Consider the following 22,665-nt stretch of genomic DNA (forward strand, 5'->3'; position numbering starts at 1 on the left):
CCCACCCCCCCATCGACCGCACTAATAGAGGCGACACCCCCCCATGACCGATGAGGAAAGAAGATCAAGGGGGTCCCTCGCCCAACGCGAGAGTGAGATCCACCACGTCGCGACGACCGTGGACCGTGGAGGAAACGACGCGAAGCCCGACAGGAGATCGAGCGCAGACCGCGCCCATCACAACGACACGATCGTCGCCGTCGACGAGAAAAGACGAGCTCGCACCGAGTATCAGAAACCAGAGAGAAACGAGACGTGGACCGTCGCGAGAGATGACGCGAAGTGACCGATCGACTGACGTCGATCGTGGAGAAGACCGCAACGCAACGCGTGTGCTCGAACCCCAGATGAAGACGTGGACCGTCGCCGTCGACGACGCAGATGATGAACGCGAAGTGAACGCGAGCTCGGACTCCCGAGGATGAGGAACGCGACGTAGCCCGAACTACAGATCGACGCGTCGCGACCGTGGAGCCAACAACGCGCGTCGCCGTCGAACACGCCTCGACGCCGCCCTTGCTTACACGTAGACAGCTACAGTAACAAGCCTTACGTGGGGGTGCGCCGCTCACAGCGACTTCCAACGACGAACGACGCCCGAGATCGACACGCGAACAGCAGCGCACCAGAGCGCGACCGAGCTCACCGCGTTGACCGCGAGAGACGACCGTCGATCGCGGAGTGACCGCACCGCACGCTCGCCGCGTGGACCGCAACCAGCGATCGCGGAGTGCCGCCTCAGCTACCGCGACCGAGTCGCGCTCGAACCGCACCGTCCGTCGTCGTCGCCAGCGTGGATCGTCGCCAGCGATGTGAGCGTGACCCCCGAGTGTGTGAGTCGCGAGAGTGGAGTGTGGAGTCATTTCTACGCAACTCCCGAGCAATAATCCCCACGTCGGAGAGGGGTTCCAACAGGAGAACGAGACAGCGATAAACGGATCTATTCCGGACCGCACTGATCCGAATCGCGCTTCTCACGGAGTAATTCAGTCGCAGGGGCGTCCGTCGTTGCCTCCGCGTTTCGCGCAGCAAAGCCCGCCATCTCCGACGCAGATGGAACTCGTTTGATGAATACCTCTCCAGTGTCCGACTCGTAGAATGCGACGAGTCCTGGAGGGTTAGCTCCGAGTTTATTACGGACCCGGTCTGGGATCGTCATTTCCCCCGACTCAGAGACGGAGGCTGTCTCGACCAGATCCATTTTGATACTGTCGAAACCGGTAGCCTCGGTCGATTCATCTCTGTCCTATCGCACCTGTGTGAGCAACGTACTTCAGTATACTCTCGTTCAAAACGGTCAGAAGGCATCAAGACCCTCGCATCCGGATTCCGGCGCTTTACGAGAGGGTTATCCGATGTTTATTGAGATTGCCGATAAAGGCTTCACATGAACGTAAGTGGGGCCGAAACCGTGCTATGACTCACCAACAGGCTGGTGTAGTCGGATCCCACCCATCTGCCCACATTCTGTAGTTCAGAGAGCGGATGCGACATTGAGCTAAATAAGGGGGAACCACTATGGACGGACCGATGGGTATCCATAGATATAGACACCTCCGGATACCACATACCAGCCGATTTATTTGATCCCCGAGACACAATTACATGGCCCGAAATACCTGTGGGCGCTCCGCGAAGGCGGGGGAGCGGACGATGCGGCGCCGGCGACTGCTGAGAAGCACCGTCGGTGTCACCACGACGGGCACGCTGGGCGCCGTGTATACTGACGGCGGGATCGACTCTGGAGGCGGCGACGCGGCGGGCGATGATACCGCCGTACAGAGACGCGACGACGGATCTGGGCCGGTTGACGCTCGGTCACCGAGCGAGCTCACGCTCATCGCCCACCGCGGATTTGCGGGCGAAAATCCGGAGAACACCGTCACCGCGGCGCGGGTAGCCGCGAGCGAGAGCGTCCCGGCTGACGGCGGTGGGACGACGAGCCGGCGAGCCGACATCATCGAAATCGATGTCGTTCCGACGGCCGACAACGATGTAGTTGTGTTTCACGACGCCAATCTGTCCGGACGAGACGGCGGTAGCCGTGGGCTCACGGACGCGACAGGTGTCGTCTGGGAGACCGAGACTGCGACCGTCACCAGTGCGGAGGTACTCGGTAGCGGGGACACGGTCCCGCGACTATCGACGCTCCTCGATGTCGTCCCCCCGGACGTAGGCGTGAATGTCGAGTTGAAGAATCCGGGAAAATATGACCTGCGGTTCGCCGAGAAACTCTCCGACTCGGCGCTCGCGGACCGAGCGGCCGCCTGGCAGCCGTTCGTCGATCGCGTCGTTGAGGTGCTCGACGAGCACGACAACGAGTTCCTCTGCTCGTCGTTCTACGAAGGAGCGTTGGCGGCGATGCGTAACGCGTCGTCGTACGCGGTGGCACCCATTCTATGGGAGTCGGTCGGCGACGGGCTCGCCATCGCTCGGGAACACGACGCCGCGGCGGTTCACGCGCCGATGAAGCTCATCGCTGGGACGCCGTTCCACGACACCGCACTCACCGCCGGTGTCGACCTCGTCGCGGAGGCTCACGCGGACGGGCGCGACGTGAACGTGTGGACGGTCGAGACGTGGTATCAGGCCGATCGGCTCGCCGCCGCCGGCGTTGACGGTATCGCCGCCGACTACTCGAGTCTGCTTCCGCGGGCAACTGACGCATCGGGCTCGGGCGGACGGCCCTGACGGTTGCACGGCAGCTACCCCTGTCAGCGGTCGTCCGCCGTCAGTCTCCGTACTGGATAGCGCTACGCGTTACGCGCGACCGAGAACCCGAATTCCTCTGAGATTGAACTGCGCGACTCACCAAAGTATATACCACACAATACGTTTCAGTGCAGTCGTATCGCTCCGTACTGGTGCGGATTTTCGCGGACCGAATGGATGTCTACTGGGCGATTCCTACCGTTCATGTCATCTATTATAAGAGCTTATTATTGCTATCACGGAGTTGCTCGTGTGGCCAACGCCAACAATGCAAGCGAGAGGCGGCGTCGATTTCTACGAACGACCGGAGCAGCCGCGGTCGGCTTCGTGTCGGCTGGGTGCCTCGGGGCGACATCCGACGGCTCCGAAGACGCTGGAGGGTCGAGCGACTCGTCGAGTTCGACCAACAGCGCAGACTCGGGAGGCAGCGGGGAGACGACGATCAACTGGTGGCACGCGATGGGGGGAAACCTCGGTGAAACGGTTGACGCGCTCGCGGCCGACTTCAACGAACAGTCCGACGGCGTGACCGTTGAAACCAGCTACAAGGGGAGTTACGACGAGACGCTCAACGCAGTTACGTCCGCGATCGGGGCGGGCGAAGCGCCGGAGCTGGCACAGATCGTGGACCTCGGAAGCCGACTCGCGATCGACAGCGGGGCGTTCGAACCGATGGAGGAGGCGCTTCCGAGCGACCGGATCGACTGGTCAGACTTCCAAGATCCGGTTATCGATTACTACTCGTTCGACGACACGGTGTACTCGATGCCGTTCAACTCGTCGAACCCGATCTTCTACTACAACAAGGATATGTTCGAAGCGGCCGGGCTCGACCCGGAGTCGCCGCCCGAGACGTTAGCGGAGGTCAGGGAGGCGAGCGAGACGATCGTCGATCAGGGGATCGCGGAGCAAGGGATTACCTTCGCTAACGTCTCGTGGTTCCCCGAACAGTGGTTCGCAGAGGCGAACGTCCCGCTCGTGAACAAGGACAACGGCCGCACGACAGACCCCACGGAGGCCAACTTGGACACCGACACGGCCGACCGGATCTTCACGTGGTGGGCCGACATGCACGCAGACGGCCTGTACAACCACGCCGGCGTCGGCAACTGGGGCGCCGCACAGCAGGCGTTCCTCAACGGACAGACGGCCATGTGGATATCGTCGACGGCCGGCGTCGCCTCGGCGACCGCGGGAGCCGAAGAGAACGACTTCGAACTCGGAACGGGGTACTACCCGACGGCCGGTGAAACACGGACCGGCGTCGTCATCGGCGGCGCGTCCCTTTGGATGACCCGCGGCCTGTCCGACGAGAAGAAGCAGGGGCTCACCGACTTCCTGCTGTGGTTGGCTGAAGCGGAACAGCAGGCTTTCTGGCACCAGAACACTGGGTATTTCCCGATCAGTGACAGTGCGGTCGAATACCTCGATGAGGACGGCTGGTTCGATGAGAACCCCAACTTCCAGACCGCGTTCGACCAGCTTCAGGAAACGGAACAGACAGTAGCGACGCAGGGGTGGCAGGCCGGGCCGGCGTCGGAGGTTCGAACTATCATCCAAGACGGATACGTCAGTATGATTAACTCCGACGTGACCGTCGATGAAAAGCTCGCTAGCATGAAATCGGAGGCCGACGACGCCCTAGAAAGCTACATCCAGAGCAAAGGGAACTGACATGGGCGTTCACGAGAACACCTTCGACAGCACGTTAGGGGCGTACCTCCTCCTGCTACCGACGCTCGTCGCGATCGTCGCGTTCCTGTATTACCCGTCGTTACAGACGCTCAGGTTCAGCTTCTTCCAGACCTTCCTGTTCGGGCAGAACACACGGTTCGTCGGCCTGGCGAACTTCACCGAACTCCTGAGTTCCCAAGTGTACCTCACGAGCGTCGGGTTGACAATCGCGTTCGCAGCGATAGTCGTCGTCGGATCGCTCGCCGTCGGACTCGCTGTCGCGTTCCTGTTGTACGAGGTCAGCGACGGCAAAGCGGCATACCTGATCGCGGCGATTTGGCCGTACGCGCTGCCGACGGCGGTCGCCGGGACAGTCCTGTTGTTCCTCGCTCATCCGAGCGTCGGCATTTACACGCACTACATCGAGGCGTGGTTCGGCGTCGAGGTCGACTGGTTCACCGTCGGCTGGCAAGGGTTCGCTGTCGTGGCCATCGCGGCGATCTGGAAACAGATCGGGTACAACGTGATCTTCATGCTCGCCGCCCTGAACAACGTGCCCGAATCGCTCAACGAAGCGTGCGAACTCGACGGGATCGAGACGTGGCGACGGCTCGTCCGCGTGTACATTCCGCTCATGTCTCCCACATTAGTGTTCCTCGTCGTGATCAACACGATCTACGCGTTCTTCGGGAGCTTCGCGCTCATCGACCTGATGACGCAGGGCGGACCGACGAATGCCACCAACCTGATGATCTATCAGCTGTACCGTGACGCGTTCCAATTTAACAACCTCGGACTCGCCTCCGCGCAGTCCGTGATCCTGTTCGTGCTCGTCGCCGGGCTCACGTTCGTCCAGCTGCGCGTGTCCGACCGCTACGCACACTACTGATGTCACTAGACACCGAAGACACCGCAGTCGGCACCCGAGAGGACGAACCGCTGTCAATAATCTCCGACACCCGGTTGGTCCCGGCGCAGTGGCGCGTCCACCTCGGACTCATCGGGTCGATCCTACTGATGGCCTCGCCGCTCCTGTTGGCGTTCGTCATGAGCACACAGACCGTTCCGGAGGTGTACGATATTACCAACGTCGGGATCGGAAGCGACGGACTCGCCAACTACGTCGAGGTGTTCACGACCTACGGCATGGCCTCGTACATGTTCAATTCGCTGGTGATGTCGATCGTGGTCACCGTCGCGAAAATCGCAGTGAGTCTCCTCGCCGCGGTCGCGCTCGTCTTCTACGACTTCCGATTCAAGAACGCAATCTTCTTTCTGATTCTATTTACGCTGATGTTCCCGGTTCCGGTGCGCATCGTCCCGCTGTACGAGATGATGGCCGCACTGGGATGGACGAATACGCTGTTAGCTCTCACCGGACCGTACGTCGCGAGCGCGACAGCCGTGTTCCTCCTCCGGCAGCATTTCATGTCGATCCCCGACTCACTGGTCGAGTCGGCCAAGGTCGACGGGGTCGGTCCCCTGCGCTTCCTCTGGGACGTGTTGATCCCGATGTCGCGGGGCATGATAAGCGGTCTCAGCGTGATCACGTTCATCTACGCGTGGAACCAGTACCTGTGGCCGCTGATCGTCATCTCCGATCAAAACAAACAGGTCGTACAGGTCGGCATGAAATACCTTCAGTCAGTCGGGAACGCTGGCCAGACCGACTGGGGGCTCATCATGGCGGGCGCCGTGTTGACGTTGCTGCCGCCGCTGCTGGCGCTCATCGTCTTCCGCGGCCCGCTGCTGGAAACCTTCGGACTCTCAGAATGACCGGAATCACGACGACAGACTTGGTGAAACGCTTCGACGACGTCACCGCGGTCGACGGCGTCGACCTCAACGTTCGCGAGGGCGAGTTCCTCGTTTTGGTCGGCCCGTCGGGCTGTGGGAAGTCGACAACCCTGCGGTTACTCGCCGGGCTCGAATCTCCCACGGAGGGCGCCGTCGCAATCGCCGACGAGGACGTGACAACGACGTCACCGGGAGAGCGCGACGTCGCGATGGTGTTCCAAAGCTACGCGCTGTACCCGCACATGACCGCGAGGGAGAACATGACGTTCGGCCTCACGACTGCCACTCAGTTCACCGACGACGAGGTCAACGACAGGGTCGCAGAGGCGGCCGAGATACTCGATATCGAGGACCTCCTCGACCGGACGCCCTCTGCGCTCTCCGGGGGCGAGCAGCAGCGCGTCGCCATCGGCCGCGCGCTGGTTCGCGACCCGGAGGTGTTCCTGATGGACGAGCCGCTCAGTAACCTCGACGCGAAGCTCCGCGTGCAGATGCGCGCCGAGCTCGCCGAGTTACACGCCCAGCTTCAGACGACAACGTTGTACGTCACACATGACCAGGTCGAAGCGATGACGCTCGGCGACCGGGTCGCGGTCATGAACGACGGCGAGATACAGCAAGTCGCGCCACCGCAGCTGTTGTACGACGCGCCCGCGACCCGGTTCGTGGCCGAGTTCATCGGTAGCCCGGGCATGAACACCGTCGAGGGCACGATCAAGCGACGCGGCGACGCCGTCCACGTGACGTGGGAGCAAAACACCGTTCCGCTCCCGCGTCCGGTTCCCGAAGCCGTCACGTCGCGCGCAGGCGAGAGCGTCGTCCTCGGGGTTCGCCCTGAAGACCTCTCACAAGAGAAGCGCGGGCCGCTGAATATGGAGGTCACCGTCACCGAACCGCTGGGCGACTCGCTGCTTACGCGGGGCGTTGTCGGTGCCACCGAAATGGAAGTGAGCCTCCCGCCACGGTCGGCGGTCAATGTGGGTGACGTGCTGTCGCTGACCGCCGATCCCCAGCGGCTGCACCTGTTCGATGTCGAGACCGGAGCCGCGTTCTACCACTCCGCCGACGACGTCGCCTCAGAGGCGACCGACCAGACCGCCCGCGACGCGCCACGGAGCAGAACATGAATGGCGTCGAAACGCAGTACGACGCCGTCGTCTTCGACAACGACGGTGTGCTCACCTACCCGACAGACGAATCGGTCCTGACGGAAGCGTCTCGGAGGGCGTTCGCGGGGTTCGATATCGACCCCGCTCCGAGCGATCTTCGCTCGCTCGTCGATGAGCTCTCAGTGGAGACGGTGCGAACGCTCACCGACCGGTACGAACTCGATGCGGACGAGTTCTGGCGTCGTCACGAGGCGGAACGCACTGCTCTGCAGTTGGAGGCGATCCGAGACGGTGAGAAACCGCTCTATGACGATGTCGGGACGCTTGCCGATCTCGCGGTACCGACAGCGATCGTGAGCAACAACCAGCACGCGACGGTGGAGTACATCGTCGCGGAGTACGGCCTTGAGACGATGTTCGAGGCGTACTACGGACGAAAACCGACGCTTCGAGGGCTCGAGCGTCGAAAACCGGACCCGTCGTATCTTGAGACCGCGCTCGACGCGCTGGATGTCGACTCGGCGCTTTATGTCGGTGACAGCCGCGTCGATATCGCGGCGGCACGCGCCGCCGGCGTCGACTCGGCGTTTATAAACCGTCCGCACCGGCGCGACTACCGTCTCGACATCCAACCGACCTACCAGCTCGAAACCCTCGCAGCCATCCCCGACCTCCAACCACGGTAATCACACCCATACCTCACTTATGAACCCACGAATTGGTTTCGTCACGTCAGTAGCATCGGATCTCGAAACGCAGTTGCGATTCGCCGGCGAGCGCGAGTTCGACTACGTCGAAGTGCTCATGGACGGACAGCATAACCACGAGCGTCTCACGCCACAGGCGACGGCTATCAGACAGATACTCGACGATCACGGACTTGACCTGCTGGTTCACCTCCCGTTCCCGACTGACATCGGGTCACCGTACGAGCCAGTCCGTACCGGAGCTATCGAGACGCAACAGACCTGTATAGATATCGCGGCCGAACTAGGGGCGGAAAAGGCCGTCCTTCATCCGGAGTCCTCCGCGTGGACAGTCGCGTGGGACCAGGAGGAACTCCGAGAGTACATCGACGGATCGGTCGCCGAACTGACCGCGTACGGCGCCTCGCGGGACGTCGAAATTTGTGCTGAGAACATCTTCGGTAGCCCGTATACCATCGAACACATAGACGAACTGCTCGCTGCCACGAACGCGTCGATGACGCTCGACACCGGTCACGCCCGGGTGACCGGATACGACGCGACGGAGACGGCCGCGTTCGTCGCTGATCATGCAGACCGAATCTCGCACGTCCATTTGAATGACACGCGCCGTCCAGCAGACGAACATCTCCCGTTCGGCGCCGGAAACCTCGACTTCGAACCCATCTTCGACGCGTTCCCGTCTGACTGGCAGGGGACACTCTCGCTCGAAGTCGGGACACAGTCACTCGACTACCTCGGTGAGTCGCGCTCGCAGTTGGACCGATACCTCTGATCCCCGGCGTCGCGGAGCCGGGGACCGTCAACCGCTGCAATTCGTTGTGAGTCGGAGTCCCTCGCCGCGAGGTGCGTAACTCGACAGTCGCCGGCCACACAGGACGGGTATCCCACACACGATACCGGACGTACTCAGGTGACGTGGGTCGGTTGAGCAATCGTCGACCGGCTGCGATCTGTGCGGGTGTCGCCGTCGCGTGTCCGTTCGTGTCGACCCAGAAGGGAGCCCCGCCGTCATGAAGGAGGTGGTCGAACACGAACGACTGCGGAATCGGGACGACGCGATCCCGTCCATGTCGAGCAGCGTGATGCCGTTGTCGAGTGATGGTCGCAGTATCTCCTCTATGGGTGGATCAGCGTGGCCAGCGAGGAACCGATTGCGAGCAGCCCCCGTGGCGGCTGATCCACTGCCAATCGGTCCGAGGTTGGGTGCTTTTCGGTCCTCGACTCGACGTCATCAATCTAGATATGCCGCGGCGTGGCGCTTCCGTGTTTTCAGAATCTAAGGGCTCTGTTGAAATCCTCAATTGGTGATATGTTCTTGGAGGCGTGCTGCATAGGGCGCGTATCTCGCACAGAATATCTGCCGATTCAATCATATTGGTCGGTTGGGCGGGCGCATTTATTGGTGCAGGCTGTATACTCTCTCTTGTATGCCCGAAGAAGTTCTGTTCAAATCAGAGAGCGACCAGAGTCGAGAAGAGATTGCATCGTACCTTCGGAAAGTCGCGGATACTCTCGACAGCGGAGATGCTATCAACCTGAAAGCAGGCTCCGAGTCTGTAACGCTGAATCCCCCTGCCCGACCGACCTTCGAAGTCAAAGCTGAACGCGAAGGCCCGGCTGGCAACATGACTGAACGAAGTATCGAGTTCGAACTCGAATGGGATGAGAACGACGGTGAGGAGGGTGGCGGAAGTGGTCAGTTAGAAATCGAGTAGTCACTCCGCACGCACGCTGAGCGGGTGATTCAAGCGAACTTCTCGGGAACAAATGTAGCATCTGTGCTGACTTCACCCTCTGTATTCAGCATTCGTCTTCTGACAGCGTTGACATCCTCCCCGCGCTGAAGCGCGAGGCTTTCTCCTTGATTCTCCGTAAGGGATGTGTGTCAATCGCCGATTGATTTTCTCGATAGTAGCGAGTTTGGCTGTACACGAATCTCGGTCATAACCACTCCCTCGTTCGCCCATCGAACGAAAGCAAAACCAGGCCTGTTCGACAGTTAATCGCCATGCTATCTGGTGATTATCGCACACCAGATCTATGGGCGCTGCAGGCTCCGGTTCGACTGTCGAACGAATTGACCTTTGAGGCGTGAGGCGGCTGAATTCAGGGGTGTGAAATACACCGAAAATACAGTGCTCTGTGTATCCATAGATTCCTGTATGCCCAGTATCACCGTCAACGTGGACGACGACCTCAAAGAGCGAATGGAGAAGCATCCCGAAATCAACTGGAGTGAGGTCACGCGACAGGCAATCCAAGAGAAAATCGAGACGCTGGAAGTGATGGATGAACTCACTAGCGAAAGCGAACTCAGCGAGCGCGATGTCCAAAAAATCGCTGCTAAGATCAACGAGAGCGGACGGAAGCGCGTTGACGAGGAATCGGCCTAGGCCCGACGAATGAAACTGGTCATCGATGCGAACTTCGTCATCTCTGCCCTCATTGCTGATTCGAAAACGCGAGAACTCATCGTCACACTCGAACCCGACCTGCTAACACCCGCGTTCGTTTACGATAAAATCGAGAACTACGAGGGTCTAATCGTTGAGAAATCGGGGATGAAACCAGCCCGAGTGGCACAGTTCATCGACCTTCTGTTTCAATACATCGACGTTGTTCCCGCCAGCGAGTTCTATCCGGCTATCGAGAGCGAGGACGACGCAATCGGTGACACCGACCTCGACGATGTGCTCTACCTCGCGTGTGCAGTCGTCAACGATGCGGCTATCTGGAGTGACGATTCCGACTTCGACGAACAGAGTCTCGTTGAGATCTATTCCACAAGCGATGTGATCGACTCGTTTGATGCGCTCTAGCCAGAGTGGTCTCTCGGTTTCCTCAACTTACGTGGAGACGGCCGGCTAAGACGACCTAGTATCCGAATTCGCTCAGTATAAGAAATTCATGTACTGATCGGACAGTCGAATTACTCGATTCGTACACGTGGGAAGCGATCAATACGACGACTCATCACGGTGTCCCGGTTATTACGTATCGAGTGACCGGGACACGTCCGAACTCCCGAACGCCACCACCGATCAACGGAACGTTTCAACTCGGTGCCGAGGACGGCATCATCTACGGGTACGATCTCACACAGGACCCAGACGAGCGTCCGTATCGCTACACGTACACCGTGGAGCCCGCTCCGTTCCCAGAGCACGAGTGGGTAGACATGGCCCGAGATATGGCGGCAAACTCCACTAACGGTAGCTCCAAATAGGACCATCCGGCTCTGTTGAAATCCTCGGCAAGTGATATATTCTGACCCAGTCGCGGTCAGTACAGGTGACGCAGGGATCAGTCAGTACAGGGGGCGCAGCTCCCGACTACGCCCGGAACGATCCGAGTCCCTCTCATTCTCTGCGACAGGACTTTAAGCTATGCGGGAACATCACCAACAGCATGCCTTCTCGCAGGTCAATACTTCTTGAGGAGATGGTATGGCCAGAAGTCGAATCGGCGCTCGAAAACGGAACACGGACGGCGATAGTCTCCGTCGGCTCGATCGAACAGCACGGCCCCCACCTCCCGTTGAATATGGACACACTGGACGGTGACGAACTCTCGCGGCGGATAGCGGAGAAATTGGGGGATGCTCTTGCTGCACCGACGATCCGACCTGGCTGCTCGGGACATCACATGGAGTTCCCGGGCACGATCACTATCCCCCCCGAGACACTGATGGATGTGATCCGGGCATACTGCCGGTCGCTCGATGACCACGGCTTCGAACATATCGTCTTAGTCCCGACGCACGGCGGGAATTTCGGCCCGGTCAAGACCGTCGCACCCGATGTTGCTCGGGAAATCGAAGCCACTGTGATTCCCTTGGCTGACCTCGATGAGCATATGCAGTTACTGAATGATGGCCTCAGCGAGGCGGGGATCGAATACGATCAAGATGTGATTCATGCCGGTGCAGCCGAGACGGCAGTGGTGTTGGCGGTGAATGAGGATCTCGTACGGGTTGAGAACATCGAGTCCGGCCCTGAAGGGGAGATCTCTACCGCTCACCTTCTGAGCGAAGGGTTCAAATCCATCACCCAAAACGGTGTGCTTGGCGATCCGGCTGAAGCAACCGCTGAGGCCGGCGAAACCATCATTCAGAACGTGGTTGATACCTACGTCGATCACATCGAGAATGAACGCCGTTCTGTGTAGACACACACCACAACCGAAGTGGAACGATTGATGCGAAGGAACGTTCTATCGGTTGGTTCCGGATTTAGATGGAGAAGATAACGCAGTTCCCGTGAGCAATACATCCTCTGTATCTCTCACGCCGATCTTATCAGTTCTTCAGGATTTCAACAGAGCGAAATAATCCAACAAACGCCAACCCGAACTCTGCCACCGGATTTTCGTCACTGGTCGGCTGATTCCAAGACGGTTTCCGCGGTCGCCGTCACCCCGTCTTCTAGTTAACCAACAATTTGGCATAGTCCGGCAAGTTGTTGGTTAAGTTCGGCCATCATCACGGTACATACTCTCTTCTACGGAAATCAGCAGTCAGTTCGACACGCGGAAGGTCCGAGTAGTGTCTCGATTGCCGTGGACGACGTCGACCTCCACGAGATCTAACGAGGTGAAGATGTGATTCCAGTCTCGGTAGTACAGGGGAGTGCCCTCGTCGACGTAGTTCACATCTGGGTCAGACGACGATGAATCACGTATTGGAGCCTCGACCTCCGCTGTGACCAAGATGTTATTCGTCACTCGAGCTACGTCCTCGAAGGCCCACTCAACATCGGGATGGAGGTGTTGGAGCGTTTCGACCGAATACACCGCATCGAACTGTCCGTCGTCGAAGTCTCCGATGATGTCTTCTATCGGCCCGCAGTGAAACGTTCCGTCGGCGGCGAGTGTGGGGTAGGTCTTCCGCATCGTGTCGAATGCCTCGGCGTTGATGTCGACGCCAGAGAGGTTTTCGAAGCCGCCGTTGGCGAGGTGTTTGAGATGACGGCCAGACCCACACCCGAGTTCGAGAACCGTTGCGTCACGAGGGAGGTGTCCGCTGAGAATATCGCGAATTACCGTGCTCGTCTCATTCGGACCGTAATGTGCGTAGTACGCTGGTGAGTATTCGCCCGCCCGGTCTGTCCACGTGTTTCGGACGGAATGAAGATCCACGTGTATCAACACGGGCAACGGTGTAAAACGCCGTCGGACAACGCCTGACTACAGAACGGGCGTATTCCGACCCTCACTATCGATTTGTGAGATCGGCGACGCAGCTACCGAATCGACGAGTGAGTACTCGCGGTCACGACTCGTGCCTTCTGTTTCGAGGAGGTTGTACTCGGCCATCTTCGAAAGGTAGGTCCGAACGGTGTGCTTCGTCGGCGGGTCGTCGACCGCCTCAGTATAGCGGTCGTGGATCTCGCTTGGTCCGAGCGGGCCGTGGTCGCGAACGATATTGTAGACGACGCGCTGGTATGGGGTAAGTGAATCGAGGCTTTCTGCTTAATTTGTGCCCGAGCGTCTTCGGCTGCATCGAGGAGGATGTCGTTGGTGATTTCCTCGTGATACAGACACGAGCGCATACCCCCGTCTTTAGGCGGGGGTCAAGCGGACAATAGCCTACACCACCACCGATGACGCCACGGCCGGATTTCCCACAGTTCTATCGGCAGTATTAATTCCTTGTCTGACTATAGTGTGTTACACGGATGAAGACTACACGGCATGCGACCTATAACCTCAACTACCACATAGTGTGGGTGCCGAAGTACCGTCAATCGGTACTCGTCAACGAGGTCGCTGACCGTGTGCGAGACATCCTCCACGAGATCGCCGACGACAAAGGCGTCGAAATCCTCGACCTCACCATACAGCCCGACCACGTTCACCTGTTCGTCAGTAGTCCGCCCAAGAACGAACCGGCACTGCTCGCTAACTGGTTCAAGGGCATCTCCTCGCGCAAGTACAACCACCGATACGCCGACCACGACGGCGAGAAAATCGGATGGGCACGAGGATACTACGCAGGGACCGCCGGGCAGGTTTCGAGTGAGACTGTCGAGAACTACATCCAACAACACACGGAGGGCGACTCGTGACCGAACTCACGAAGACGCTCGAACTCAAACTGGTAGAGCCGAACGCGCACAAGCGGCGGAAACTCCGTGAAACGCGAGAAGCCTACCAGCACGCCCTTCAAGATGCATTCGACGCTGAATGTACCTCGCAGACCGAAGCGAACGATGTGGTCGTCACCTACGATCTGAGTGGGTACGCGAAGAACGCGCTCAAAAAGTACGTTCCACAACTCACGACGACGTACAACGCGGCCGAACTCCACGACGACCATCCTGTCCGCTTCACCAATGAGGGACTACGGATCGACCACAAGCCCGAGAACGCTATCGAGTGGTGCGTCAAAATTCCGCACCACGAGGACTACCACCTTTGGATGCCAGCACAACCGAATCCCGACCAACGGGACTGGCTGGAAGCGTTGAACGCAGGAGACGCGGAGATGGGCGAGAGCCAGCTGTTTGAGCGGGACGGGACGTGGTATCTCCACGTCACCGCCACCCGCGACGTCGAGGAACGTTCCAAGGTATCCTCCGAAGAACGGACGCCCATCGGAGTGGACATCGGGGAAATCTCACTCGTCACGGTGTGTCACCGCGACGATCACGGTTCCCCGACCGGACCTGAACTGTGGGCCGACGAAGGGAAGACCGTTCGTCAGCTCCGTAAGACCTACTTCACCGCCAAGCGCCGACTCCAGACGCGCGGAAGCGAGCGTATCGTGGAGTCGTTCGGTGACGACCTGTGGAACCAGATAGACGACGTGTTCCACCGCGTCACCCGCGAAGTCATGGAGTATGCCGAGTCCGTCAAGAGTCCCGTTCTCGTTCTGGAAGATCTGACGTACATCCGGGAGTCGATGGACTACGGCGACTTCATGAACCGGCGTCTCCACGGATGGGGGTTCGCCAAACTCCACGCGCAGATACGCTACAAAGCCGTCGAGAAGGGGATCACCGTCGAGACGGTGAACCCACGTAACACGTCGAAGGAGTGCCACGCGTGCGGTGAGGTAGGATACCGCCCCAGACAGGCGACGTTCAAGTGTACGAACGACGCTTGCTGGATGGGCGAGTACCAAGCGGACGTGAACGGCGCGATAAATATCGCAGATCGCTACCTCAGTGGAGAGAGCCATTCAAGAGAACACACGGATTGCAATGACTCGGCTGAGGATTGGGGGCGTTTGACCGCCCCACAAGACACCCAAGCCGATGCTACCCAGCAGGAGACGCTTGGGACGTATGCGTCTTGAAACCAGAGGGCTACACTCGGCCTGAAATCCCGTGGTGGGATTCCCGCGTCTTTAGGCGCGGGAGGAGGTCAAGGCTGAGAAATCGTTATTAGAACAGCACTTCCAAAATCAATAGTATTTCAAAAGTTGAATGCGTGATACAGGGCATGTATGATCTTACGGGCTTTCAGCGGGACTTATTGTACGTAATCGCTGGTCTGGATGATCCACATGGGCTTGCGATCAAAGACGAGCTCGAGGACTACTACGAAAAAGAGATCCACCACGGCCGTCTCTATCCGAATCTCGACACGCTTGTTGAGAAAGGGCTCGTGGAAAAGAGTCAGCGCGATCGACGAACCAACGAGTACACGACTACTCGTCGAGGCACCAGAGAGATCGAGGCACGAGCTGAATGGGAAGCCGAGTATATCGACTACGACGGCTGAAACGTCGCCATCGAGAACAACCTGTGCCTGCTACTTTTCCAGAATTGAGTCGAGCTTACTCTTTCTCAAAGAGGCGCCGAAGGCGGCGGGTAGCAGGGTAGTTCACTCCAAGTCGTACCCCCATTCCCGGAGCGTCGCAACGATTTCATCTGTGTGTTGAAGTCCGACAAGTAGCGCAGCTTCACGCAGATCGGCCTTTTTGACTGACTCTCCGAGCTCTGACTCTAGCGTTCGTGTCGTCTCACGCTGGGTGTTGACCGTCGATTGCTGGAGATGAAGTTGGACAGTCTGCTCACGGCCGTCGGTAATACTGCTTCGGGTAAGTACCCAGGGGAGCTCTTGTCGAGACGATCGAGGCTTACTGTCTCTCGTAGTTTGTATCGCAGTATCTGATGTATCACTTTCTGTTGGTTCTGTCGTTCTGTCGGTAGGATCAGCTTCTGAGGTAGCGTCAGCCTCGTTGGTTGTCTCTGTGCTCCCCCAGTCGTCGTCAGCAGCTCCGCTTTTAAATCCCCCCATCACGCGGTCACCTCTTGTTCGTCCTCATCAAGGGCTCCTGGCTCAGGTGGATTCGGCGCCTCAATTCCCCCTTCGCCTTCGATGAATCGGCCAATACGGTCAAACTGCGCAAGCGTCTCTACTTCGTAGTCACGCCGACGATTACGGTGAGTCTGAACGTAGTTGAACGCGGAACACTGCTGACGCCAACAACCCTCCATCAACGACGTTCGGTCTCCGATGACTTCGGGGACCTCATACGGGATTGTTTCGAGCATCTCTTCCTGATCGCGTGTGCCCTTGAATCCGATCGGCACCGCACCTAACACGCCGACATCGATGTTGAGCTGGTCCGCAAAGTTCGTCGCGAGCTCTTCGAGTCCTTCGACGGCAGCTTTCCCCTTTGCCGATGGCTCAATCGGAAGCAGCAGATTCCGCGTTGCGTAAATCGCGTTATAGAGATGCGATCCTTCGGTTGCCGGTGGATCGCAGATGAGTATATCGTATTTGTCGGGTACGCCCGCTTCGCCGAGAACCCGTCGCAACTGTGCGTGGACGTTGTATGCGTCACCAAAGTCTTCGGCCTTTTCTTGTTCTCTATCGAGGTGCTGGGTGAGATCAGACAGCGAGTTATGTTCTGGAATGATGTCAATTCCTTCCGCTGTTTCGATGAGATCCTCAAATGGACCGCGTGGACTTCCAACCATGTGACGGACTAAGCTATCCGCACTGGCGTCTGCTCGATTGGTGTCAACCCCAAGAAGGCGGCTTAAATCGCCATCTTGTGGGTCAAGAGGGACCACAAGTACGTCGAGGCCCGCTCGTTGGTGAGCAACTGCCGCATTCGCTGCGAGTGAAGTTTTACCGACCCCACCCGCTTCACTGTATACCGTATACGCGAGCATATAGCCATGATTCGGCTCTTAGCTAATGAATGTACGTCAGACACTCATCCAACTATCTAAGATAGCTTACTTAGACAACTAAGAAATCTAAGACACTTGTCTTAGACATGTACCTAACTCACTAACCTTAGTTATCTTAGATTGTTTTCTCAGTTCTATGTCTTAGATATCTTTGTGAGACGGCTCAGAACAATATCAAGGCCACGAACAGCAGTTCTTGACTTATTTCTGGTCTTAGTCTCACTGCATACCGCTATCGATCGTTTACCCGCTGATCCGTCTGTGAGAACGCGTCGGTCGCCATGTCGGCGCGTTCAGCGGCCTCGATGTGCTGGTACGCCTCGCGGACCTGTTCCTCACTGTTGTCGAGATATCGCGCAGCAGCGGCGTATCCGAACTGTCGAACAAGCACTTCCCCGACCCCCCGTCGACCACCATGCAGTTCGAGATAATCGCCATCGAAGGAAAGATCGAGATCCGCACGGCGCTCAGCGAGCTCATCATGCGTCCAGAGTCGTTTCATGATGGACCGTGCCCCATCCGTCGTGAGGGGCTTCGGTTCGTTGAGATCGTACTCGACGGCGGCGATCAGGTCGGGCGTCCCGCTGCGGACGCGCTCGATCGCGTCGTCGTCGAGGCCGGCGTCGGCGAGCCCCTCGATGACGTGTGAGGCGAGCGACGGCCGGTGCAGCGTCGTGAACACCGGCCACGACTTGGGTACGTCCAACACCTCGGAGTATCGCTTCAACGGCGTGATGACGGGCTGAGGGAGTGAGGCCGCCTTCCACTCGCGACTCTTCCGGAACACCGTGACGCTGCTGTCCGCAAACGAAACGTCACGCCAGCGAACCCCGTTGCGGCCCTCGTGATCCTCTTTCGGCGCGGAGAGAAACTCCGCGCCGCGGAGGCCGGTGTAGGCGACGACGTACACGAGTGCCTGCTCGCGACAGCGCTGGTATGCCTCGAACCGAGCCCGCTGTTTGGCCTGCCACGCCTCGCTCTCCGGGTCGCCCCGGTCGGCGTGGGGCACCTCGATCGCGCCGAGCGCGTCGAATGCCTCGGAGACGCGACGATCGACGAACTGCGTAATCAGGTCGCGATGGACCGACTCCCACGCCTGCTGGTCACCTGGGCGGCGTCCGTCGTTCTCGGGGAGCGGGTCTTCGGCATCGGACTCGCGGGCGTAGTGCCGCGGGATGTAGCCCTGTGCGTGTGCCCATCCGCACCAAGACGCGACGTGGGCGTAGTAAGTAAGCACGGTCCCGGCGGCGTAGCCGGCGGTCGAGAGGTAGCGCGCGTAGTCTGAGAACACTGTGGTGTCGAGATCCGCGAACCGGATGGTGTCGCTGTCGACAACGCCAGCCCACGACTCGGGCGGGGAGGCGTTTACCGGGTCAGCCGTCTCACCAAGACACCAGCGCCGGAATCGATGCAGCTCGCGCTCGGCGTCGGCACGGTACGCGCCCTGCTCGCCGGCGTCACCCTTCCCCTTGTCCATGAGGTATTTCGTGAATGTGTCGTCGATCGCAGTCTCGACGGAGCGGCGACCCGTCATTGGACTTCCGGAGTGTGAGGGTTGTGTCGTCGGAACGCCGCTCCAGCAGCGGTCGGGCTGGAGCGTCCGTCAGTGGAAGCGTCGGCCATGATTCTGAATCTGCCTCGTTTGGGGCCACGGGTGAGGGTCACTAAGAACTTACTCTGTCTTACTCAACTAAGACAGGGTAAGTGATTTCGGGCGCTATGTGGTTTTGTGAGAGCTAATCCGGTGGTATCGGGTACGAGAGCCATTCTTAGCGGCATAGCTTCATTAGTAAATTGTATATCGCTATATGAATCTTCCGCGGTGGGAAAGTTCCGGAAGTATGCCAATGGAAACCTACAGACGAACTGTTCAATAGAGGTATGGGCGACGAGGCCGAACCACACTTCCGAAACAGTACGAACGTCCGACTCTAGTCCTGCTAGCGAATTTCGATCATACAGCGGCGTTGAATCGTACACCGGCCACTCAACCTGCGATTTTCGAGCAATCCGGCGAAAGACGGAACATCGGGTCTCACGAGTTGGTGCCACTGTGAGATGCTGAACGGAACCCGCTCAAAAACGTCCCTCTCTGTCGTGTAGTCAATCATCAGCAACAGCATCGCCGCAGTGAGTGTTATGCTTTGGGCCCAGATTCGTCGGTCACATCGTCGTCACCTGCCCAGACGCGTTCGGTAGCGAACTCTCGGATGATCGCGGTGTACTTGTCGGGACGCTCGATACTACAGGTGTGTCCCGCGTCCGGAACCACGCTGGTCTCAGCCGCCGGGAGCTTCGGTTCGAGTGTTTCGGCGGCGTCGGGATTGAGGCGATCCTCTGCCCCATTGAGAAGGAGTACTGGGTCGTCGAAGCTTCGGAGCTTCGTCAGGAAGTCAAGGCCAGCCGGCGCCATCGCTCCCTGCCCGTAGCCAGCCAGCGAGATTCCACCATCGACGACGGTCGCAACGATATCTGGCGGGAGGGGCCCGTCTTCGAGGTCGGCTTTGACGCCGTCACGGAAGCGACGGTCGAGCGGGCCGATCGCCGCCCGGATCCGGTTGAGGAGTCCGGCGACCCACGTCGTCACGCCGAGTACGCCTCGGTAGTCCGCACTGGCCCCCGACAGCACCAACCCGGCGACCCGGGCCGGTCGCCTGGCAGCGTACTCGACGGCGAGGTACCCACCCAGCGACTGGCCGACGACGAGTGCCGGTTTGTCGGTTTCGTCTCCGAGGATGTCGTCGAGTGACGGCAGCAGCATCTCGTCTGCGGCTGGGTCGGCTTGATCGGCCAAGGTCCGATTGCGGTCAGCCCCCCGTGTCGGCTTGTCGGCCGCCATTTGGTTCGATGATCGGTGATTTCCCATACCCGATAACTAGTCACCCTCTCAATAAGCGACGGCGCGGCGCTTCCGGACTTCCAAAAAGAACTGTACCAGACGTCAATTTGAACTCTATCACCGGATCGTGAGGAGTAGGAGACTGTTTCCAAGACGCTTTCCGGGATGGCCGAAGCCTTTGATTATCGAATTAACCAACATTCCGGTATGTCCCGGCAGATTGTTGGTTAATTTAGCTATCCTCATTGTACTGAGCCCGTCGATTATCTCTGTCGATATGATATTCTAGAATATGATTATTCAGAATATTTTCATCAGGCACAACAGAAACCACGGCAGCTCCAACTGGAACAGTTCGTCGAAGCTGCGGCCGACACGGTTCTTGGTCTCGAAGACATTCGTCCTGATTGTTGTCCGTGACCCAGGAAACGCATCTTACCGGTCAGCCTCGACAGATACACTCGTGTGACACCCGTGTCATATCGATGAGGTGGCGATGGATATCGTCGGCAAGCCGGTACATTGCCTCAGCCTGTTCCTGCGTTGCGATACCGAGTCTGTAATAGGTCTTCGTTCGGTTTCGGTTCCACAGCTCGGCAAGTTCCTCTCCGAACGCGTCGTCGTAGAGGCCTATTTCGGCACCGCGTTGGTAGAGTCGGCGGTGGCTACTGATGACCTCCGCCGCGGACATTGCCCCATCGTGAATCAACCGGAACTGGATAGTGCGCTCGATGGCGACGAACGCCGACTCGATCACGACCGTGTAGTACCCTTAGTCGAGAAGATTTGATCCCACCTCCAGCAGCCGACAGGCACGGCGAAGTTGGACCAACTCCGCGTCGTCGACATCCAATCCCTCCTCGATCGTTCCGGGACTGCCCTCGAAGGTCCGCTCGGCTTCTCCCAATTGGTCTCGGATATCGTCATTCATCGGCATACACCTCGGTTCGGAGTTCGGAGAGTTGGTCGGAGCCGACCAACGTGATCCCGTCGTCGAACTGAGGGCGAAGTTGATCACCGATTCGTTGGACGCTGTCCGTCGATTCGACAAGCGGCTGGAACGTGTACCGATTCCCTTCGAACCGTTGGTCTTCGAGATCGCTAACAACCGTCTGGACAGTCCGGCGAGCTGCCGTTTGGTCTTCGTCGACGATCACCAATAGGTCGATGTCGCTGGCCCTATCTGCCTCTCCCCGAGCGACGCTTCCGAACAGGACGACCCCGACTAATCCATCCAACTCGTCCTGAAGTCGTTGTAGAAATGCCTGAACTGGTTGGTGGAACTCGCTCTGTGGGATCGAGAGAATTGGATCTGGTTTTGTGAGCCGTTCACGGTTGATCTGGACCTGCTGAGTCCGCCCGTCTGGTGCGAGCTCGATGACATCGAGCTCGGAAAGCAATGTCACCGCCTTTGAGATCGTTCCCTTATTTGCCCCTGTGAGGCTTGCGAGTTCGCTTATCGAGTACGTCGCATACGGCTGATCTATGAGAACGTTGAGAACGTCTTGCATTGCTTGGTATCGGAATACCCGATCCTCCGGAAACGGATAGCGTAGCTCTATTGAGATCGACTCTTTCCTATTAGGCATATGATTCCTATTAGGAAACAGTATGAAAACTCTGGTGGTGAACTGGCCAAATTACGAAACCGGCGACGCAGCCGCTGAGTCGACGAGCGAGTACTCCCGGTCCCGACTCGTCCCTTCTGCCTCAAGCAGATTGTACTGGGCCATCTTCGAAAGGTAGGTCCGGACGGTGCGCTTCGTCCGCGGATCGTCGACCGCCTCAGTATAGCGGTCGTGGATCTCGCTGGGTCCGAGCGGGCCGTGGTCGCGAACAATATCGTAGACGACCCGCTGGTGTGGCGTGAGCGAGTCGAGACTCTTCTGTTTGATTTGGGCCCGAGCATCTTCAGCAGCGTCTAGGAGGATGTCGTTAGTGACCTCCTCGTAATTTTCGCGGTCAGCCGTGCTGGCTGCGCTGCGAAGCACCCCGATCGCGAGACGGGCATCACCAGCAGCGGCATCAGCGATCTGATAAAGCTGCTCGTCGGTGATGACGCCGTTTTCTAGGCCCCACTTCGTTCGAGCACTCAGAATGTCGTAGAGTTGCTCGTTGTGGTACTTGTCCATCCGGACGTGTTCGCTGGAGCGCAGCCGGCTCACAAGGCGATCGTCGACGCGGCTGAACAGCTCTTCTTCTTTGTTCGCGATACAGATTACCGCGAACTGCTCCATACTGTGGAGGTCGTAGATGAGGCTCGGGTCTTCGAGTTGGTCGACCTCGTCGAGGATGACGACGGTTCGAGGGCCGTCGTACTGTTGGAGTCGCTCAATAAGCTTGTCGTGGGGTGTCGACTGGCGATGGATGTCTATCGTCGCGCCGATGTCGTCGAGGATCTGGTACAGCGTTCGGAAGCGGCTGTAGTTTCGCCAACAGTTGACGTAGGTGGCCTCGACGTCGAGCACTTCCTCGCGGAGCCGTTCCGTAACGAACTTCGAGACACAGGTTTTACTGGTTCGTGTGTAACAACCATCTCGACGATACTGTTGAGAGACATTAGTTAGGTCATACAGTGAATTAATTCTGTGAAGAAGAGTTCGTGAAGAGAATATATAATGTGAAACAAACGAAGTATCCACTGTGAGCGGACAACGGGAGATAATATCGGTAGC

22 protein-coding genes and 2 pseudogenes are annotated in these 22,665 nt (G+C 58.5%); 15 read left to right on the plus strand and 9 right to left on the minus strand.

The features are described 5' to 3' along the window. The first annotated feature begins 43 nt into the window (after positions 1-43). The 12 genes from DJ81_RS18770 (at position 44) to DJ81_RS08615 (ending at position 12,169) form a co-directional block, all read left to right on the plus strand. Positions 44-286, plus strand: a complete 243-nt coding sequence (locus DJ81_RS18770; protein ID WP_141212554.1) for a hypothetical protein — start codon at positions 44-46, stop codon at positions 284-286. Between the two features lie 1,319 nt (positions 287-1,605). Then, positions 1,606-2,691 (plus strand): glycerophosphodiester phosphodiesterase, encoded by a 1,086-nt coding sequence (locus DJ81_RS08565; RefSeq protein ID WP_249269105.1) that lies wholly within the window; start codon positions 1,606-1,608, stop codon positions 2,689-2,691. A gap of 480 nt (positions 2,692-3,171) precedes the next feature. Beyond that, positions 3,172-4,386: an ABC transporter substrate-binding protein gene (locus DJ81_RS08570; RefSeq protein WP_249269106.1), complete on the plus strand. Its 1,215-nt coding sequence runs from the start codon at positions 3,172-3,174 to the stop codon at positions 4,384-4,386. Position 4,387: 1 nt separating this feature from the next. After that, positions 4,388-5,275, plus strand: coding sequence for a carbohydrate ABC transporter permease (locus DJ81_RS08575; RefSeq protein WP_094524346.1), 888 nt, complete (start codon positions 4,388-4,390; stop codon positions 5,273-5,275). Between the two features lie 128 nt (positions 5,276-5,403). Further along, positions 5,404-6,162: a carbohydrate ABC transporter permease gene (locus DJ81_RS08580; RefSeq protein ID WP_394338276.1), complete on the plus strand. Its 759-nt coding sequence runs from the start codon at positions 5,404-5,406 to the stop codon at positions 6,160-6,162. Beyond that, a complete protein-coding gene (locus DJ81_RS08585; protein WP_094589280.1) occupies positions 6,159-7,310 on the plus strand; it encodes an ABC transporter ATP-binding protein in 1,152 nt (383 codons plus the stop codon). Before DJ81_RS08580 ends, DJ81_RS08585 begins: the two co-directional genes overlap by 4 nt. Further along, entirely contained in the window at positions 7,307-7,978 is a 672-nt protein-coding gene (locus DJ81_RS08590) for an HAD family hydrolase (protein ID WP_094524349.1), read from the plus strand. The genes DJ81_RS08585 and DJ81_RS08590 overlap by 4 nt, the downstream gene beginning before the upstream one ends. 19 nt (positions 7,979-7,997) lie before the next feature. Next, a complete protein-coding gene (locus tag DJ81_RS08595; protein ID WP_094589281.1) occupies positions 7,998-8,774 on the plus strand; it encodes a sugar phosphate isomerase/epimerase in 777 nt (258 codons plus the stop codon). A gap of 655 nt (positions 8,775-9,429) precedes the next feature. After that, entirely contained in the window at positions 9,430-9,717 is a 288-nt protein-coding gene (locus tag DJ81_RS08600; RefSeq protein ID WP_094589282.1) for an amphi-Trp domain-containing protein, read from the plus strand. A 447-nt stretch (positions 9,718-10,164) separates the two neighbouring features. After that, a complete protein-coding gene (locus DJ81_RS08605) occupies positions 10,165-10,395 on the plus strand; it encodes a hypothetical protein (protein ID WP_094589283.1) in 231 nt (76 codons plus the stop codon). 9 nt (positions 10,396-10,404) lie between these two features. Further along, complete coding sequence (locus DJ81_RS08610; RefSeq protein ID WP_094589285.1) at positions 10,405-10,821, plus strand: PIN domain-containing protein; 417 nt, start codon at positions 10,405-10,407, stop codon at positions 10,819-10,821. Between the two features lie 589 nt (positions 10,822-11,410). Then, positions 11,411-12,169, plus strand: a complete 759-nt coding sequence (locus DJ81_RS08615) for a creatininase family protein (RefSeq protein WP_094589286.1) — start codon at positions 11,411-11,413, stop codon at positions 12,167-12,169. Between the two features lie 348 nt (positions 12,170-12,517). Here DJ81_RS08615 and DJ81_RS08620 read toward each other — a convergent pair whose 3' ends face one another. Both DJ81_RS08620 and DJ81_RS08625 read right to left on the minus strand, forming a co-directional pair. Then, positions 12,518-13,138: a bifunctional 2-polyprenyl-6-hydroxyphenol methylase/3-demethylubiquinol 3-O-methyltransferase UbiG gene (locus tag DJ81_RS08620; RefSeq protein ID WP_094524352.1), complete on the minus strand. Its 621-nt coding sequence runs from the start codon at positions 13,136-13,138 to the stop codon at positions 12,518-12,520. A 48-nt stretch (positions 13,139-13,186) separates the two neighbouring features. Further along, positions 13,187-13,533 (minus strand): annotated as a pseudogene (locus DJ81_RS08625) (BlaI/MecI/CopY family transcriptional regulator); the annotation flags it as partial. A 144-nt stretch (positions 13,534-13,677) separates the two neighbouring features. Here DJ81_RS08625 and tnpA point away from each other — a divergent pair. From tnpA to DJ81_RS08640, 3 genes are all read left to right on the plus strand, one after another. Continuing rightward, entirely contained in the window at positions 13,678-14,067 is a 390-nt protein-coding gene (gene tnpA / locus DJ81_RS08630) for an IS200/IS605 family transposase (RefSeq protein ID WP_094589287.1), read from the plus strand. After that, positions 14,064-15,299: an RNA-guided endonuclease TnpB family protein gene (locus tag DJ81_RS08635; RefSeq protein WP_094589289.1), complete on the plus strand. Its 1,236-nt coding sequence runs from the start codon at positions 14,064-14,066 to the stop codon at positions 15,297-15,299. Before tnpA ends, DJ81_RS08635 begins: the two co-directional genes overlap by 4 nt. Positions 15,300-15,445: 146 nt before the next feature. Next, positions 15,446-15,727 carry a helix-turn-helix transcriptional regulator gene (locus DJ81_RS08640; RefSeq protein ID WP_094589292.1) on the plus strand — a complete coding sequence of 94 codons (282 nt, stop codon included), beginning with the start codon at positions 15,446-15,448 and terminating at the stop codon, positions 15,725-15,727. A gap of 518 nt (positions 15,728-16,245) precedes the next feature. Here the strand turns inward: DJ81_RS08640 and DJ81_RS08650 are convergent. The 7 genes and pseudogenes from DJ81_RS08650 to DJ81_RS08675 form a co-directional block, all read right to left on the minus strand. Then, positions 16,246-17,130, minus strand: coding sequence for a ParA family protein (locus DJ81_RS08650; protein ID WP_094524355.1), 885 nt, complete (start codon positions 17,128-17,130; stop codon positions 16,246-16,248). Between the two features lie 253 nt (positions 17,131-17,383). Then, positions 17,384-18,685, minus strand: coding sequence for a site-specific recombinase (locus tag DJ81_RS08655; RefSeq protein ID WP_094589294.1), 1,302 nt, complete (start codon positions 18,683-18,685; stop codon positions 17,384-17,386). A 603-nt stretch (positions 18,686-19,288) separates the two neighbouring features. After that, the gene (locus DJ81_RS08660) at positions 19,289-19,990 is read right to left on the minus strand and encodes an alpha/beta fold hydrolase (RefSeq protein WP_170938279.1); all 702 of its coding nucleotides are present in this window, start codon (positions 19,988-19,990) and stop codon (positions 19,289-19,291) included. Positions 19,991-20,432: 442 nt separating this feature from the next. Then, positions 20,433-20,747 (minus strand): hypothetical protein, encoded by a 315-nt coding sequence (locus tag DJ81_RS19630; protein WP_249269107.1) that lies wholly within the window; start codon positions 20,745-20,747, stop codon positions 20,433-20,435. Positions 20,748-20,762: 15 nt separating this feature from the next. Continuing rightward, positions 20,763-20,921: a hypothetical protein gene (locus tag DJ81_RS19635; protein ID WP_249269108.1), complete on the minus strand. Its 159-nt coding sequence runs from the start codon at positions 20,919-20,921 to the stop codon at positions 20,763-20,765. Continuing rightward, a complete protein-coding gene (locus DJ81_RS08670; protein ID WP_094589301.1) occupies positions 20,914-21,501 on the minus strand; it encodes a nucleotidyltransferase domain-containing protein in 588 nt (195 codons plus the stop codon). Before DJ81_RS08670 ends, DJ81_RS19635 begins: the two co-directional genes overlap by 8 nt. A 129-nt stretch (positions 21,502-21,630) precedes the next feature. Then, positions 21,631-22,503 (minus strand): annotated as a pseudogene (locus DJ81_RS08675) (Cdc6/Cdc18 family protein); the annotation flags it as partial. Between the last annotated feature and the right edge of the window lie 162 nt (positions 22,504-22,665).

Source organism: Halorubrum sp. Hd13, assembly GCF_002252755.1.
In the GTDB taxonomy this organism is placed as follows: Archaea; Halobacteriota; Halobacteria; order Halobacteriales; family Haloferacaceae; genus Halorubrum.

Excerpts from the sequence above, each read along its gene's own strand:
- DJ81_RS18770 (WP_141212554.1), top strand. The coding sequence starts at position 44 with ATGACCGATGAGGAAAGAAGATCAAGGGGGTCCCTCGCCCAACGCGAG.
- DJ81_RS08565 (WP_249269105.1), top strand. The coding sequence starts at position 1,606 with ATGGCCCGAAATACCTGTGGGCGCTCCGCGAAGGCGGGGGAGCGGACG.
- DJ81_RS08570 (WP_249269106.1), top strand. The coding sequence starts at position 3,172 with ATGGGGGGAAACCTCGGTGAAACGGTTGACGCGCTCGCGGCCGACTTC.
- DJ81_RS08575 (WP_094524346.1), top strand. The coding sequence starts at position 4,388 with ATGGGCGTTCACGAGAACACCTTCGACAGCACGTTAGGGGCGTACCTC.
- DJ81_RS08580 (WP_394338276.1), top strand. The coding sequence starts at position 5,404 with ATGGCCTCGCCGCTCCTGTTGGCGTTCGTCATGAGCACACAGACCGTT.
- DJ81_RS08585 (WP_094589280.1), top strand. The coding sequence starts at position 6,159 with ATGACCGGAATCACGACGACAGACTTGGTGAAACGCTTCGACGACGTC.
- DJ81_RS08590 (WP_094524349.1), top strand. The coding sequence starts at position 7,307 with ATGAATGGCGTCGAAACGCAGTACGACGCCGTCGTCTTCGACAACGAC.
- DJ81_RS08595 (WP_094589281.1), top strand. The coding sequence starts at position 7,998 with ATGAACCCACGAATTGGTTTCGTCACGTCAGTAGCATCGGATCTCGAA.
- DJ81_RS08600 (WP_094589282.1), top strand. The coding sequence starts at position 9,430 with ATGCCCGAAGAAGTTCTGTTCAAATCAGAGAGCGACCAGAGTCGAGAA.
- DJ81_RS08605 (WP_094589283.1), top strand. The coding sequence starts at position 10,165 with ATGCCCAGTATCACCGTCAACGTGGACGACGACCTCAAAGAGCGAATG.
- DJ81_RS08610 (WP_094589285.1), top strand. The coding sequence starts at position 10,405 with ATGAAACTGGTCATCGATGCGAACTTCGTCATCTCTGCCCTCATTGCT.
- DJ81_RS08615 (WP_094589286.1), top strand. The coding sequence starts at position 11,411 with ATGCCTTCTCGCAGGTCAATACTTCTTGAGGAGATGGTATGGCCAGAA.
- tnpA (WP_094589287.1), top strand. The coding sequence starts at position 13,678 with ATGAAGACTACACGGCATGCGACCTATAACCTCAACTACCACATAGTG.
- DJ81_RS08640 (WP_094589292.1), top strand. The coding sequence starts at position 15,446 with ATGTATGATCTTACGGGCTTTCAGCGGGACTTATTGTACGTAATCGCT.
- DJ81_RS08650 (WP_094524355.1), bottom strand. The coding sequence starts at position 17,130 with ATGCTCGCGTATACGGTATACAGTGAAGCGGGTGGGGTCGGTAAAACT.
- DJ81_RS08655 (WP_094589294.1), bottom strand. The coding sequence starts at position 18,685 with ATGACGGGTCGCCGCTCCGTCGAGACTGCGATCGACGACACATTCACG.
- DJ81_RS08660 (WP_170938279.1), bottom strand. The coding sequence starts at position 19,990 with ATGGCGGCCGACAAGCCGACACGGGGGGCTGACCGCAATCGGACCTTG.
- DJ81_RS19635 (WP_249269108.1), bottom strand. The coding sequence starts at position 20,921 with ATGAATGACGATATCCGAGACCAATTGGGAGAAGCCGAGCGGACCTTC.
- DJ81_RS08670 (WP_094589301.1), bottom strand. The coding sequence starts at position 21,501 with ATGCAAGACGTTCTCAACGTTCTCATAGATCAGCCGTATGCGACGTAC.